Origin of the sequence: Sphingomonas sp. PAMC26645 (assembly GCF_004795835.1) — a bacterium.
GTDB lineage: Bacteria > Pseudomonadota > Alphaproteobacteria > Sphingomonadales > Sphingomonadaceae > Sphingomonas.
Genome location: NZ_CP039249.1, coordinates 3,603,787 through 3,616,948, shown reverse-complemented (window position 1 = coordinate 3,616,948; position 13,162 = coordinate 3,603,787). Strand labels below are relative to the sequence as shown.

The following is a 13,162-nucleotide window of genomic DNA, read 5'->3' as shown; positions in this document are numbered from 1 at the left end:
CGCCGATGCGTCAACCCCTCAATCGGCCCAGGCGGCATCTTCGACGTGTAATTCCGCGGACGGCCGCGAGGACCAGTCGTCGATCTTCGCGCGGCCGGCGAGCCAGAGCTTGCGGTGGGGGGCGGCGCCCAGCAGCGCTTGGCCTAGCGCGCTTTCGGCCGAGCGGAATGCCATCGCCTTGATGTTGCGGCCGTCGTCGCCGGCGACGATCGTGCGGACATGGCCGTTGCCGACCACGTCCGCCTTGATGACGCGGACCGGGCCCATCGCAACGCGCGGGGCTGGCCAACCCATCCCATAGGGGCCGCCGGCCTCCATCGAGTCGACGAGGCCGGGGTTGACGCCGCCTGCCGCCAGCACCGCGTCGAGCAGTAGCGCGCGGTCGCCATTAGAGCGTTCGACCGCGGCAGCTAGGCGCTCTTCGAGGAAGTTGGTGAAGGCGGGAATCGCGGCTTTGGCGATCGTCAGGCCGGCGGCCATCGCGTGGCCCCCGCCCGCCACCAGCAGTCCGTGTTCGCGGGCAGCCATCACCGCTGCGCCGAGGTCTACGCCGGGGATCGAGCGGCCGGAGCCCTTGCCGATGCCGTTCTCGTCGATTGCGATGACGATCGCCGGGCGACCGAGCTTTTCCTTGAGGCGACCGGCAACGATGCCGATCACGCCGGGGTGCCAGCCATGGCCGGCGACGACGGCGACCGCGCGGTCGCGGCTGGAGAGGAGGTCGGCGGCCTCCTGCACGGCTGTTTCGATCGCGCGGCGTTCTTCGTTGAGGTGGTCGAGTTCGGTGGCGATCTGGCGGGCTTCGTCGGGGTCCTGGGTGGTGAGCAGGCGGACACCGAGGTCTGCGCGACCGACTCGGCCGCCGGCGTTAATGCGCGGGCCGAGCGCGAAGCCGAGGTCGGTGCAGGTCGGGTTGCGCGTCAGGCGCGAGGCCTCGATCAGCGCGGCGACACCGATGTTCTTGCGCGCGCCCATGACCTTGAGGCCCTGCGACACGAACGCGCGGTTGAGGCCGCGAAGTTGGGCGACGTCGGCGACGGTGCCTAGCGCGACGATGTCTAGCAGGTCGATCAGCTTGGGCTCGGCGCGGTCCTTGAAGAAGCCGCGCGCGCGGAGCGTGCGGACTAGAGCGGCGGCGGCGAGGAAGCACATGCCGACGGCGGCGAGGTGGCCGTGGGCCGCGCCTTCGGTCTCGTCGAGGCGGTTGGGGTTTACCAGCGCGAGCGCGTGCGGAAGCGCGGTCGAGCATTTGTGGTGGTCGATGACGATGACGTCGACCTTCGCGTCGCGGGCGGCATCGAGCGCGTCGAACGCCTGTGCGCCGCAGTCGACCGTGACGATCAGCGTGGCGCCTTCGCCGGCGAGGCGGACGAGCGCTTCGCCCGTCGGGCCATAGCCTTCGAGCAGGCGGTCGGGGATGTACGGGCGCGCCTCTATGCCGAGATCGCGGAGGACGAGGACCATCAGCGCGGCGGAGGTGGCGCCATCGACGTCGTAATCGCCGAAGATCGCGACCTGTTCGTGCGCCTGCACGGCGTCGGCGAGGCGCTCGGCGGCGCGGTCCATGTCGCGGAAGATCGACGGATCGGGCATGAACGCGCGGATCGACGGCGTGCGGTGCGCGTCGAGCGCATCGCGGGGGCAGCCTCGGGCCAGGAGGAGCTGCGTGACGAGGTCGTCGCCCGAACCGTTGATCCCGAAACCGTCCCGGCCGTCTGCGGCAAGCGCGCGCCAGCGCCAGGGTTGGCCGAGGATGGAAGAGGTTACGCCGAGAACTGTCATGTCTCGGACGTAGTGGCTGTGAGGGGTTTGTCGAGCGGGGAGGGACGCGTGGTTAGGGCGATCTGGCAACCGCGTGCACCACTCGCGTCATGGTCTCCCGCGAAGGCGGGAGTCCAGTCTGGGTCCCCGCCTTCGCGGGGAAACAGTTTGGCGCTAGTTCGCAATTGCGGGCGGCCGAGGAAGGAAGTCCCCAAATTCTGTTCGCGCCGAGTAGGGACCGAGTAGCTTCGTAGAAGCGTATCGAGGGCGCGTATCGAAGCATGCGTTTCGTGCGCCAACCTGTCCTTCGATACGTCGTCTCGATACGCCGCCTGCGGCGCCTACTCGACGACTACTCAGGACGAACGGGGGGGGCAACATAAGGAATCCGCGCCGGGCGGATCCGCAATAGGGGAGGCGAGCGATGTTGGAGTCGGTCTACTCAAGCCCCTCACTTCATCCAGGGACGCTCGCGAAACCACTTCGTCACGATATACTTCACGCCCTCGACCACCGGCATACCCTCGTGCAGCGTCAGCCCGTTGGGCGTCCCATCCGGGTTCATGTTGTTCCACGCGAGCAGCATGCCGCGTTTCGGCGCAATCTTCACGCCCGCCTGCGGGAACCACGTCGCGCCGCCTTCGGGGACGTCGTTGAGGAACACCATCGCGGTCCAGGTGCGCTGGCCGCCTTGCTCCTGCATTCTGGCCCAATAGCTTTCGGACTCGTGGAAATAGTCATGGTGCGCGCGGAATTGCTGGCCGGGGGCATAGCGCTGGCCCTGCATCGTCTCGCCGTGGAGCAGGTCGATCCCGAGCAAGGTCGCGATCGCCTCGTCGGTCGGCTGCACCTCGAGCGACCAGCGATCCATGTCGCAGCTTTCGCTGGTGCGGAAATTGCTGTTCGGGCGATCGGACAGCAAGGTCGACGGCCGTCGCTTCGAATCGATCACCGCGATCAGCTGCTTGCAGGTCGCGGGATCGAGGAACTTGTCTTGGTAATAGAATTGCACCGTGTCCATCGCGATGCGCTGCACCGCGGGATTGGCGTCGAGACGCGCGGCGACCTGCGATCCGAAGGCCTGGCGGACTGCCGCGGCCGGATCGACCTTCTTGGCTTTTGAAAAGATACCCACGCCGCAGGATTTGGCGAAGTCCCTTCAAAACGCAAGAGCCCCGCGGTGATCTTCACCACCGCGGGGCTCTCCCCTGTTACTGCGTGACAGTAGGCCGGAGCCTACCAGAAGATGTCGTACACCGTGTCGACCACGCGGCCGCTGTCGAGGTCGACCAGCAACGCGTCGTTGTAATAGCGCACCCAGCGATACGGGCCGTACGCCTCGGGCAGGCGGTAGGTGTACGGGTCCTGGATCCAGTAATTCTGGTTGTAGAGAATGCTGTTCAGCGAAAAGCCGACGCCGAAGCGACGATAGCCCGATCCCCAGCCGCTCGGCGCATAGTAGCGCGGGAGGTGGTACGCGCCGCGGTTGGATGCGCGGTAGTTGCTCCAGGCATAGCGGTTGTCGTTACGCCAGCCACGGTTCCATGCGCCGCCCTGGTTATAGTGACCCTGGTTGTAGCCGCCGCGACCATAGCCCTGGACGTTGCCGTAGGCGCGGTTGGGCTGGCGGTTCTGATAGCGATCGCGGCCGCCGTTGCGCCAGTCGTCGCGGTTGTCGTTGCGTCCGTCGTTACGCCAATCGCCGCGTCCACCGTTGCGATCGAACTGGCCGCGATCCGCTTGCTGGTTACCGCGATCGAAACCGGGGCGTCCCTGGTCGCGGTTCCAGTCGGGGCGGTTTTGACCGGCCTGCGGGTCGGGACGGGTCTGGCCGTTCCAGCCTTGGCCGGCGCCGCGCTGACCGTTCCAAGCCTGACGGTCGCCACGCTGTCCGCCGCGCTGACCGTTCCAATCGGGACGGGCTTGACCATCGGGACGGTCGCCGCGGACTTGCGGTTGCGTGCCGAGATCGGCGCGTTGCGGGCGCTGGCCTTGGTCGGGCGCGGCGGGGCGGTCGGGGCGCTGCTGCTGAAAGGGTTGCCCATCTGGACGTGAGCCCCGATCGCCACGATCCTGACGCTGCCCCCGGTCAGGACGCTGGCCACGATCACCACGGTCCTGGTCGACCTGTTGCGCCGTCGCGGTCGATGCCATCATGGTTGCCGGCACCAACGCGGAAGCCGCCATCAAGAGTTTGAGAAACTTGCCCGTCATCGCCGTCGTCCTCGACTGCCGGCGCACGAGCCGGCTCCTATGATGGGTTGGTTCTAGACGTTGCGGTGTGTGGCGAGGCTGAATGGGTTCGTCAGCGATTAGACAGATTTAGGTGCAGGGCGGGCGGTTGATAGCTGCATCGCATAGTAGCCGCCTCCCCGGCGAAGGCCGGGGCCCAGTTGGGGCTGGCCTGTAACGACGGGCTGCGATCTATCACGCTTGACGTTCCAATTGGGCCTCGGCCTTCGCCGGGGTGGTGCAGCATTGGCGGCTGCATCTTTACGGGCGGCGATTGGGTGCGCGACCGACACATTGCACACATCTCGCTCTTCCTTGTTCTCCCGCGAAGGCGGGAGCCCAGACTGGACTCCCGCCTTCGCGGGAGAACAGGCTTGGTTCCGAGCGGACGCGCTATCGCGCTGGCGGCGGCACCAGTGCCGGCACCAGGCGCGCCGAGTCCGCGGGATCGATCCCCGGCCTTGGTCCTGCCGGAATAACCTCTTCCCCCCGCATTGCCCGCCCCGCGCGCTGCACCGCCTCGACCACCCGCGGATACACCCCGCATCGGCACAGGTTCGTGATCTGCTCGCGGATCAGCGCTTCGCTCGGGTCGGCATTGCGCTTCAGCAAAGCCGCGGCGGCCATGATCATCCCCGGGATGCAGAACCCGCATTGCGACACCGCTTCCGCGATAAACGCCAGCTGCACCGGATGGTTACGCTCGCGCGACAGCCCTTCGATCGTCGTGACGTACGCCCCCTCGATCGAACCGATCGGCACCCGGCAACTCCGCATCGCGCGCCCATCGATATCGACCGTGCACGCGCCGCACTGCCCCGTGCCGCAGCCATATTTCGTCCCCGTCAGGTTCGACGCATCGCGCAACGCCCACAGCAGCGGCGTCTCGTTGTCGAGCTTGTATTCGATCGGTTCGTTGTTGACGGTGAAGCGGCTCATGCCCGCCGTCCTAGCCCCGCAAGACGGATCGCACCACGCGGCATTGCCACGCGCCGTCGCCCCGGCTTATGTCGCGCAGATAATACCGCGAGGGGGCGCACCACGATGCACGTCGATACCAAATCCACACCAGCGGCTGGAGGCGATGCCAGCCACGGCTACGACGCGCCCGACCTGCGCGTGTTCGTGTTCGCGCTGTTCTTCATCTTCGGCGGCATCACCTCGCTGAACGACATCATCATCCCGAAGATGAAGGAGCTCTTCACGCTCGACCACGCGACCGCGATGCTGGTCCAGTCGGCGTTCTTCCTCGCCTATGCGCTGTTCTCGATCCCCGCTGCCGCGATCGTGCGGAAAGCCGGCTACATGCGCACCGCGTCGATCGGCCTCGTGACGATGACCGCGGGCTGCCTGTTGTTCATCCCCGCCGCGGGGCAGGCGAGCTTCGGCATGTTCCTGTTCGCGCTGTTCGTGCTCGGCGCCGGCATCACCGTGGTGCAGGTCGTCGCCAACCCGCTGATCTCGGCACTCGGCCATCCCAAGTCCGCCTCTAGCCGGCTGACCTTCGCGCAGGCGTTCAACTCGCTCGGCACCACGATCTTCCCGTATGTCGGCTCCGCGCTGATCCTCGGCGGGCTGGCGACGGTCGACTCTTCGACGCTCACCGGCGCCGCGCTCGACGCCTACCGGACGGAATCGTCGCGGACGGTCGTCCACACCTATATCGGCCTCGCGATCGCGCTGCTGATCGTCGCCGCGGTGGTGTGGACCCGTCGCAACCGGCTCAACGAGGAGCAGGACCAGACCGGCAGCATCTTCCATGCGTTCACGCTGCTGAAGCGCCCGCGCTTCGCGATGGGGACGGCGTGCATCTTCCTGTACGTCGGTGCCGAAGTCGCGGTCGGCTCGCTGATCGTCAATTACCTGATGCAGCCGAGCGTGATGGGCCTGAGCGACGTCGCGGCGGGCAAGCACGTGCCGTTCTACTGGGGCGGCGCGCTGGTCGGCCGGTTTATCGGTGCGTACGTGCTGAACAAGGTGTCGCCGGGCAAGGTCCTCGCGGGCGTCGCGACGGGCACGCTGGCGCTGATCCTGATCTCGGCGAATACCGAGGGCGCGCTGTCGGGCTGGGCGTTGCTGGCGATCGGCCTGATGAACGCGGTGATGTTCCCGACGATCTTTTCGCTGGCGTCGGAAGGTCTCGGCAAGCGTGCGGCGGAAGGCTCGGGCGTGATCGCCACGGCGATCGTCGGCGGCGCGATCGTTCCGTATCTGACGGGAATGCTGGCGGACAAGTCGGGCAGCCTGCACTTCGCGCTGCTTCTCCCGGCGATCTGCTACGCGCTGATCCTGGCATACGGACTGTACGCCCGGAAGCCGGTGGCGGAGGTCGCGGCCTAAGCCCCCATCCGTCATCCTGGGCTCGACCAGGATCCAGAGCCACGAACGCTAGCGCACGTGGCTCTGGATCCTGACTTACGTCAGGATGACGGTGGTTTCGGCAGCATCGGCGCCGCCCGCCCGGTCGCGAGATCGGCATCGGAAAACCGGATTGGCGTACGCAGCCCCGGGATCAAAGACCCATCCGGCCGCGCGACGTCGATCGCCATTCCCCGTGCGACAACCTGCGGATCATCGAACGCCTGCGCCACCGTATTGATCGGCCCGGCCGGCACCCCGACCGCCTCCAGACGCGCCAGCAACTCGAGCTTCGGCACGCGAGACGTCACCGCCTCGATCCCCTCGAACAGCAATTCCTTGGACGCCAACCGCCCGGCATTGCTCGCGAACCGCGGATCGTCGCGCATCTCGGGCAAGCCCATCGCGTCGCAGAACCGGCGGAACTGCCCGTCATTACCGACCGCCAGGATGAACCACCCATCGGCACACGGAAACACCGCATACGGACACACGTTCATATGCGCATTCCCGACCCGCGTCGGCGACACCCCGCTCGCAAACCAGTTCATCGCCTGGTTCGCCAGCACCCCCGTCATCGTGTCGAGCAACGCCATGTCGATCTGCTGCCCCTTGCCGGTCCGCTCGCGCATCGCCAACGCCGCCTGGATCGCGATCACGGAATACAGCCCGGTCATGATGTCGGCGAACGCGACGCCGATCTTCTGCGGCGCGCCGCCGGGCTCGCCGGTCAGGTCCATGATCCCACTCATGCCCTGCACGATGAAGTCGTAGCCCGCGCGCGGCGCGTAGGGCCCGTCCTGCCCGAACCCTGTGATCGAGCAATATACCAGCCGCGGATTGATCGCGGCGAGCGTGGCGTAGTCGAGCCCGTACTTCGCGAGCCCACCGACCTTGAAGTTCTCGATCACGACGTCGGCATCGGCGATCAGGTCGCGGACGACAGCCTGTCCTTCAGGCGTGGTAAAGTCAGCCACGACCGACCGCTTGCCCCGATTGGCGGCGTGGAAATACGCAGCGTCGCGCGTACCGTCAGGGTTGTCGATGAACGGCGGCCCCCAGGTTCGCGTGTCGTCACCGGCCGGGCTCTCGATCTTGACGACATCTGCCCCGAGATCGCCAAGGACTTGCCCCGCCCAAGGACCCGCAAGGATGCGCGCGAGTTCAACCACCTTCAACCCGGCGAGGGGGGTATCCTTCAACTGTGTTCTCCCGCGAAGGCGGGAGCCCAGACTGGGTCCCCGCCTTCGCGGGGAAACAAGCTGCCTAGCTCGATCAAAACGCAGCGATACCCGTGATCGCCCGCCCGAGGATCAGCGCGTGCACGTCATGTGCGCCCTCATACGTGTTCACCGTCTCCAGGTTCATCAGGTGACGCATCACCTGATACTCCCCCGAAATCCCGTTGCCGCCGTGCATGTCGCGAGACATCCGCGCGATATCGAGCGCCTTGCCGACGTTGTTGCGCTTCACGATCGAAACCATTTCCGGCGCGAACCGGCCCTCGTCCATCAGCCGCCCGACGCGCAACGACGCCTGCAACCCCAGTGCGATCTCGGTCTCCATATCCGCCAGCTTCTTCTGGAAAAGCTGCCGCCCGGCGAGCGGCGTCCCGAACTGGTTGCGATCCAACCCGTACTGCCGCGCCGCATGGAAACAGAACTCCGCCGCGCCGAGCGCACCCCAGGAAATCCCGTACCGCGCGCGATTGAGGCACCCGAACGGCCCCTTCAATCCTTGCACGTCGGGCAGCAGCGCGTCGTCGCCGACCTCGACCTCGTCCATCATCACCATGCCCGTGATCGACGCACGCAACGACAGCTTGCCCTCGATCTTGGGCGTCTCCAGCCCTTTCATCCCGCGCTCCAGGATGAAGCCGCGGATGCCGCCGCCATGCTCGTCGGACTTTGCCCAGATTACGAACACGTCGGCGATCGGCGAATTGGAAATCCACGTCTTCGCACCCGAGATGACATAGCCGTTGGCCGTCTTCTTCGCGCGCGTCGTCATCCCGCCGGGATCGGACCCCGCATCGGGCTCGGTCAGCCCGAAGCAGCCGATCCACTCGCCGGTCGCAAGCTTGGGCAGGTATTTGCGCTTCTGTTCTTCGGAACCGAACGCATTGATCGGGTACATCACGAGGCTCGACTGCACCGACATCATCGAGCGATACCCCGAGTCGATCCGCTCCACCTCGCGCGCGACCAGCCCGTACGCGACATAGGACGCACCGACGCCGCCATATTCCTCGGGGATCGTCGGCCCAAGCAGCCCAAGCGCACCCATCTCGCGGAAAATCGCGGGATCGGTATGCTCGTGCTGGAATGCGTCGATGATCCTGGGCGCGAGCTTGTCGTCGGCATAGGCCTTCGCGCTGTCGCGGATCATCCGCTCGTCCTCGCTCAACTGATCGTCGAGCAGGAACGGATCCGCCCAGTCGAACTTGCCCATCCCGGCCATATGAATCTCCTTCGTTGACCGTCGACTTCGTGGTTCGGCCAGCGAAAGTCCACCCCTGATGAGACGTTTACGCGTCGATCAGCGTCAGCACCGCGATCGTCACATGCTCGCGGTCGCCGATCGACCAGGTGCGGTCGACCACGAGATCGGCGACGATATGCCCGCGCATCGCGAACTCCGCGTCGGGCAGTCCGTCGATCCAGTCTCGAAGACCGGGTACGGGCACTGCCGCGATCGTCAACCGGTGCAGCGTGCCGACGAACGTCGCGCTGGCCCAGGGCGTGCACGCGATCGACTCGACGTGCATCGTCAGGCCTGCCGCCGCCGCATGGCCGCGAAGCGCGCGGATCAACAGCGTGCCCGCATCGGGGCCACGGATCGCGTCCATCCTCATGACCCGTGCCGTTCTATGAACGTTTCGATCCGCGCCACCATCGGCGCGCGCGGCTGGCGACCGAGTCGGAGATCGTGGACCAGCCGCGGATCGCCGACCGCCAGCCGGCCGAACTTCGATGTCGGCATGCCGGTCTGTCGCAGATATCGGTCGATCTTGATGAGAACGGACATGGTCGCTCCTTCCTGTTCCTGGCCCAAGACCCTGCCCGAGTCTTTGCCTGTGTTCTTGATCTGTTCCGGCAAATCCTACTTGTCTAGGAAAATTCCTACGCTACGGTTCGCGCGTGGCTAGAACCGTGTCCGATCCCGATCCAAGAACCGCGCTGGCAACGCTGGCCGCTGCGCGTGGCGACAGTCTGGCGGCGTTGTCGGCGATGCTGGGGCGCAACGCGGCGTACCTTCAGCAATATGTCCGGCGTGGATCGCCGCGGGTGCTCGGCGAACGCGACCGTCGATTGCTGTCGGAATATCTGGGGGTGAGCGAGACAACGCTGGGCGCACCCGCCGACCGGGCGGCAGGGTTCCGCATCCGCAAGCTCGACGTCGCGGCGTCGGCGGGGCCGGGCGCGCTGGTCGATCGCGAGATCGTGCTCGGCACCGACACGCTGGACCCCGGCCTCGCGCGGAAACTCGGGCTAAGGGACGGGCAGGCGGCGATCATCCGCGTGCGCGGGAGTTCGATGGAGCCGGGACTGTTCGACGGCGATCACATCGTGGTCGACACCGCCGACAATACGCCGCGCGCAAAGGGCGGGGTGTACGTCATCCGGATCGACGACGCGGTTATGGTGAAGCGCGTTGCCGTTCTACGCGGTGCGCTAGTGGCAACGAGCGATAACCCGGACGCGGCGGCTGTGCCGGACGGAGCGATCGCCGTCATCGGCCGCGTAGTCTGGCAAATGCGCGAGCCGCGATAGCAGGCTGGCGTTTAATTTTTGAATCCTCCCCCGCCAGGGGGAGGTGGCGCCGAAGGTTACGGAGGGGGAGGACACGATACAATGGTCATCGCCGCCGCCCCCTCCGTCAGGCTGACGCCTGCCACCTCCCCCTGGCGGGGGAGGATCGACGTGCCATCGATCCGCCGTTTACCGCTCCTGCAACTTGCTCAGGATAGTCATCGACTGTTCCGAGCCAGACTGCGGGACGATCTCACCCGCGCGGTCGATGATCGCGTCCCAATGCGCTGCGACGCCTTCGACGGACAGGTCGTCGCCGGTCAGCAGCTTGCCCTGCGTCAGCGTCACATATGCCGCCTGGAACACGCCGGCGCCCGCGCCGACGATCATGTTGGTCGGCGCATCTTCCGACACGAGGAACACCGCGGCAGGCGCGACCTTGTCGGGGGAAAAGGCCTTGAACGCTTCCTCGGGGAAGATGTCCTGCGTCATCCGGGTGCCCGCGGTCGGCGCGATCGTGTTGACCTTGATATTGTTCTTCGCGCCCTCGATCGCGAGCGTCTTGGTCAAGCCGGCGAGGCCCAGCTTGGCGGCGCCGTAGTTCGCCTGCCCGAAATTGCCGTAGAGACCGGTCGAGGATGCGGTCATCAGGATGCGGCCGTAATTCTGGCTGCGCATCGTGTCCCAGACCGCCTTGGTAGCATTGGCCGAGCCGTTCAGGTGGACGTCGACGACGAACTTGAAGTCGGCGGGCTCCATCTTGGCGAAGCTCTTGTCGCGTAGCACGCCGGCATTGTTGATGAGAATGTGGACGCCGCCCCATTTTTCGGAGGCGCGGGCAACCATCTCGACCATCTGGTCGTAGTCGGTGACGCTGCCGCCGTTCGACATCGCTTCGCCGCCGGCAGCCTCGATTTCCTCGACGACTTTCAGCGCGGCGTCGGAATGTCCGGTGCCGTCGCGCGACGCACCCAGATCGTTGACCACGACCTTCGCACCGCGGCGGGCGAGTTCGAGCGCATATTCGCGCCCCAAGCCGCCACCCGCACCGGTCACGATGGCAACCCGGCCGTCAAAGCGAATAGACATGGAAAAGGCGCTCCTCTCTTATCGTTGGAGCGCCTTTCCTAGAACGTAAAGCTAGCCGTGCAAGCGGCGGATAAATCCGCCACCTACGCAGACGTCAGTTACTTGCCGCCGCGGTTGCGGCAGCCGTCCTTGACCGTCTTCGAGCACACCGGATACGTCGCCGGTGCTGGCGTCGGCGGCGTTACCGTCGGCTGGCCGAACGTCACGCGACCTGCGCCAGGCGCCATCGGTGCGCCTGCCATCGGTGCGGCTGGTGCCGCTGCCTGATCGGCAGGAGCGGCCATTGCCTGATCCGCCGGTGCAGCAGGCGCTGCGGGGTCGGCAGGGGCAGCCTGATCGGCCGGTGCCGTCTGCATCGCGGGATCGGCCGGTGCGGTCTGCGCGGCGGGGTCTGCCGGCGGCGTCGTCTGGGCGATCACGGGCGACGCGAGAAGAGCGGCAGCGGCGAGAAGGATGGACTTCATGTGAATCTCCTAAATGGGTGCACCATTTTGGTAGCGCGACGTCTGAACGCACTAAGTCGCGCTTGGGTCCTTCGTTTCGCATCCGATTCCATTCGCCCCATCGCGGGACAGAGTCCTTATCCGCCCGTATCGAGCGAATACCCCGCCGAACGGACGGTGCGGATGATGTCCGGACGCTCGCCGACATTGATCGCTTTCCGCAGCCGCCGGATGTGCACGTCGACCGTCCGGCTCTCGATATCGCTGTCATGCCCCCACACCGCATCGAGCAGCCGCTCGCGCGAAAACACCCAGCCGGGATGCTCGAGGAAATGCTTGAGCAGCCGGAACTCGGTCGGTCCGAGCGACACGACCTCGCCCGAGCGACGCACCTTGTGCCCGACGGTATCCATCTCGATGTCAGCATAGCTGAGCGCTTCGCCGGCGAGGGCAGGGCGGACCCGGCGCAGCACGGCACCCACGCGCGCGACGAGTTCGCGCGGCGAGAACGGCTTGGTCACGTAATCGTCGGCACCGGTTTCGAGCCCGCGCACGCGATCCTCCTCCTCACCACGCGCGGTGAGCATGATGATCGGCACGTTCTGCGTCTCGGGTGCGCGGCGCAGGCGACGACAGACCTCGATCCCCGACAGCCCCTCGACCATCCAGTCGAGCAGGACGATGTCGGGCACCTTCTCCTTGGCGAGCAGCAAGGCTTCCTCGCCATCGGGGGTATGCGCGATCTCGAAATCCTCGCGCTTGAAATGCCAGACCAGCAATTCGGCCAGCGCAGCATCGTCCTCGACCAACAGCATTTTCGCGCGTGCCATTATGCCTGCTCCTTCTTTATGCCGCGTTCGCGATCGACCATCTGCGTGCCGGTCGCGGCGAAATAGACCATCTCGGCGACGTTGGTGGCGTGGTCGCCGATCCGCTCGAGGTTCTTGGCGACGAACAGCAGATGCGCGACCTGGCTGATCGTCTTTGGATTTTCGACCATGTAGGTGACGAGCGTGCGGAAGATGCTGTCGTAGAAATCGTCGAGCGCATTGTCGCATTCGACGACGCGGACAGCTTCCTCGGGGTCGCGCGCGGCGAACGCGTCGAGCACGTCGTGGACCATCTCGCTCGCCATCCGGCCCATCGCCGGCAGGATCGAGATCGGCTCGATCCGGTGCTCGCTCTCGATCATCGGCACGCGCTTGGCGATGTTCTTGGCGTAATCGCCGATCCGCTCGACGACGCCCGCGATCTTCAGCGCGGCGACCACCTCGCGGAGATCGACCGCCATCGGCGCGCGCAGGGCGATGATCCGCACCGCGAGCCGCTCGACCTCAGCCTCGATGACGTCGATCTGCTTGTCGGCGACGCGCACCTGTTCCGCGAGCGCGAGGTCGTTGCGTTGCAGCGCCCGCATCGCCTTGTCGATCGCGTCCTCGGCGAGCCCGCCCATCTGCGAGATCAACCCGCGGAGCTCGCCGATGTCGTTGTCGAAGGCCTTGACCGTATGCGTGTTCATGGTCGTTT

At 66.1% G+C, this 13,162-nt stretch carries 14 protein-coding genes; 2 read left to right on the top strand and 12 right to left on the bottom strand.

The window, feature by feature from the left end; genetic code table 11:
- Nucleotides 1–18: 18 nt before the first annotated feature.
- The 4 genes from recJ to E5673_RS16620 all read right to left on the bottom strand — a co-directional run bounded on the left by recJ (nt 19) and on the right by E5673_RS16620 (nt 4,932).
- Entirely contained in the window at nt 19–1,782 is a 1,764-nt protein-coding gene (gene recJ / locus E5673_RS16635; protein ID WP_136190861.1) for a single-stranded-DNA-specific exonuclease RecJ, read from the bottom strand.
- 430 nt (nt 1,783–2,212) lie between these two features.
- A complete protein-coding gene (locus E5673_RS16630; RefSeq protein WP_136190860.1) occupies nt 2,213–2,896 on the bottom strand; it encodes a 2OG-Fe(II) oxygenase in 684 nt (227 codons plus the stop codon).
- A 101-nt stretch (nt 2,897–2,997) separates the two neighbouring features.
- Nucleotides 2,998–3,975 (bottom strand): RcnB family protein, encoded by a 978-nt coding sequence (locus tag E5673_RS16625; RefSeq protein WP_136190859.1) that lies wholly within the window; start codon nt 3,973–3,975, stop codon nt 2,998–3,000.
- A gap of 411 nt (nt 3,976–4,386) precedes the next feature.
- On the bottom strand, nt 4,387–4,932 hold the full coding sequence (locus E5673_RS16620; RefSeq protein WP_136190858.1) for a (2Fe-2S)-binding protein: 546 nt from the start codon (nt 4,930–4,932) through the stop codon (nt 4,387–4,389).
- 105 nt (nt 4,933–5,037) lie between these two features.
- Here E5673_RS16620 and E5673_RS16615 point away from each other — a divergent pair, with 105 nt between their 5' ends.
- Complete coding sequence (locus E5673_RS16615; RefSeq protein ID WP_136190857.1) at nt 5,038–6,333, top strand: sugar MFS transporter; 1,296 nt, start codon at nt 5,038–5,040, stop codon at nt 6,331–6,333.
- Nucleotides 6,334–6,413: 80 nt separating this feature from the next.
- Here E5673_RS16615 and E5673_RS16610 read toward each other — a convergent pair whose 3' ends face one another.
- The 4 genes from E5673_RS16610 to E5673_RS19780 all read right to left on the bottom strand — a co-directional run bounded on the left by E5673_RS16610 (nt 6,414) and on the right by E5673_RS19780 (nt 9,378).
- On the bottom strand, nt 6,414–7,553 hold the full coding sequence (locus E5673_RS16610; protein WP_136190856.1) for a CaiB/BaiF CoA-transferase family protein: 1,140 nt from the start codon (nt 7,551–7,553) through the stop codon (nt 6,414–6,416).
- A gap of 73 nt (nt 7,554–7,626) precedes the next feature.
- Nucleotides 7,627–8,811 carry an acyl-CoA dehydrogenase gene (locus tag E5673_RS16605; RefSeq protein WP_056055772.1) on the bottom strand — a complete coding sequence of 395 codons (1,185 nt, stop codon included), beginning with the start codon at nt 8,809–8,811 and terminating at the stop codon, nt 7,627–7,629.
- A gap of 67 nt (nt 8,812–8,878) precedes the next feature.
- Nucleotides 8,879–9,205 (bottom strand): hypothetical protein, encoded by a 327-nt coding sequence (locus tag E5673_RS16600; protein WP_136190855.1) that lies wholly within the window; start codon nt 9,203–9,205, stop codon nt 8,879–8,881.
- Complete coding sequence (locus E5673_RS19780) at nt 9,202–9,378, bottom strand: hypothetical protein (protein ID WP_165895153.1); 177 nt, start codon at nt 9,376–9,378, stop codon at nt 9,202–9,204. Before E5673_RS19780 ends, E5673_RS16600 begins: the two co-directional genes overlap by 4 nt.
- Before the next feature lie 113 nt (nt 9,379–9,491).
- Here E5673_RS19780 and E5673_RS16595 point away from each other — a divergent pair, with 113 nt between their 5' ends.
- Nucleotides 9,492–10,124, top strand: a complete 633-nt coding sequence (locus E5673_RS16595; protein ID WP_247599434.1) for a S24 family peptidase — start codon at nt 9,492–9,494, stop codon at nt 10,122–10,124.
- Between the two features lie 168 nt (nt 10,125–10,292).
- Here the strand turns inward: E5673_RS16595 and E5673_RS16590 are convergent, their stop codons facing one another.
- From E5673_RS16590 to phoU, 4 genes are all read right to left on the bottom strand, one after another.
- Nucleotides 10,293–11,192: an SDR family NAD(P)-dependent oxidoreductase gene (locus E5673_RS16590; protein WP_136190854.1), complete on the bottom strand. Its 900-nt coding sequence runs from the start codon at nt 11,190–11,192 to the stop codon at nt 10,293–10,295.
- A gap of 98 nt (nt 11,193–11,290) precedes the next feature.
- Nucleotides 11,291–11,656, bottom strand: a complete 366-nt coding sequence (locus E5673_RS16585) for a hypothetical protein (RefSeq protein WP_136190853.1) — start codon at nt 11,654–11,656, stop codon at nt 11,291–11,293.
- Between the two features lie 116 nt (nt 11,657–11,772).
- Nucleotides 11,773–12,465, bottom strand: coding sequence for a phosphate regulon transcriptional regulator PhoB (gene phoB, locus E5673_RS16580; RefSeq protein ID WP_055873047.1), 693 nt, complete (start codon nt 12,463–12,465; stop codon nt 11,773–11,775).
- Nucleotides 12,465–13,154 (bottom strand): phosphate signaling complex protein PhoU, encoded by a 690-nt coding sequence (phoU, locus tag E5673_RS16575; RefSeq protein ID WP_136190852.1) that lies wholly within the window; start codon nt 13,152–13,154, stop codon nt 12,465–12,467. Before phoU ends, phoB begins: the two co-directional genes overlap by 1 nt.
- Nucleotides 13,155–13,162 lie beyond the last annotated feature (8 nt).

Excerpts from the sequence above, each read along its gene's own strand:
- phoB (WP_055873047.1), bottom strand. The coding sequence starts at position 12,465 with ATGGCACGCGCGAAAATGCTGTTGGTCGAGGACGATGCTGCGCTGGCC.
- E5673_RS16615 (WP_136190857.1), top strand. The coding sequence starts at position 5,038 with ATGCACGTCGATACCAAATCCACACCAGCGGCTGGAGGCGATGCCAGC.
- E5673_RS16620 (WP_136190858.1), bottom strand. The coding sequence starts at position 4,932 with ATGAGCCGCTTCACCGTCAACAACGAACCGATCGAATACAAGCTCGAC.
- E5673_RS16625 (WP_136190859.1), bottom strand. The coding sequence starts at position 3,975 with ATGACGGGCAAGTTTCTCAAACTCTTGATGGCGGCTTCCGCGTTGGTG.
- E5673_RS16600 (WP_136190855.1), bottom strand. The coding sequence starts at position 9,205 with ATGAGGATGGACGCGATCCGTGGCCCCGATGCGGGCACGCTGTTGATC.
- E5673_RS16590 (WP_136190854.1), bottom strand. The coding sequence starts at position 11,192 with ATGTCTATTCGCTTTGACGGCCGGGTTGCCATCGTGACCGGTGCGGGT.
- E5673_RS16605 (WP_056055772.1), bottom strand. The coding sequence starts at position 8,811 with ATGGCCGGGATGGGCAAGTTCGACTGGGCGGATCCGTTCCTGCTCGAC.
- phoU (WP_136190852.1), bottom strand. The coding sequence starts at position 13,154 with ATGAACACGCATACGGTCAAGGCCTTCGACAACGACATCGGCGAGCTC.
- E5673_RS16585 (WP_136190853.1), bottom strand. The coding sequence starts at position 11,656 with ATGAAGTCCATCCTTCTCGCCGCTGCCGCTCTTCTCGCGTCGCCCGTG.
- E5673_RS19780 (WP_165895153.1), bottom strand. The coding sequence starts at position 9,378 with ATGTCCGTTCTCATCAAGATCGACCGATATCTGCGACAGACCGGCATG.
- recJ (WP_136190861.1), bottom strand. The coding sequence starts at position 1,782 with ATGACAGTTCTCGGCGTAACCTCTTCCATCCTCGGCCAACCCTGGCGC.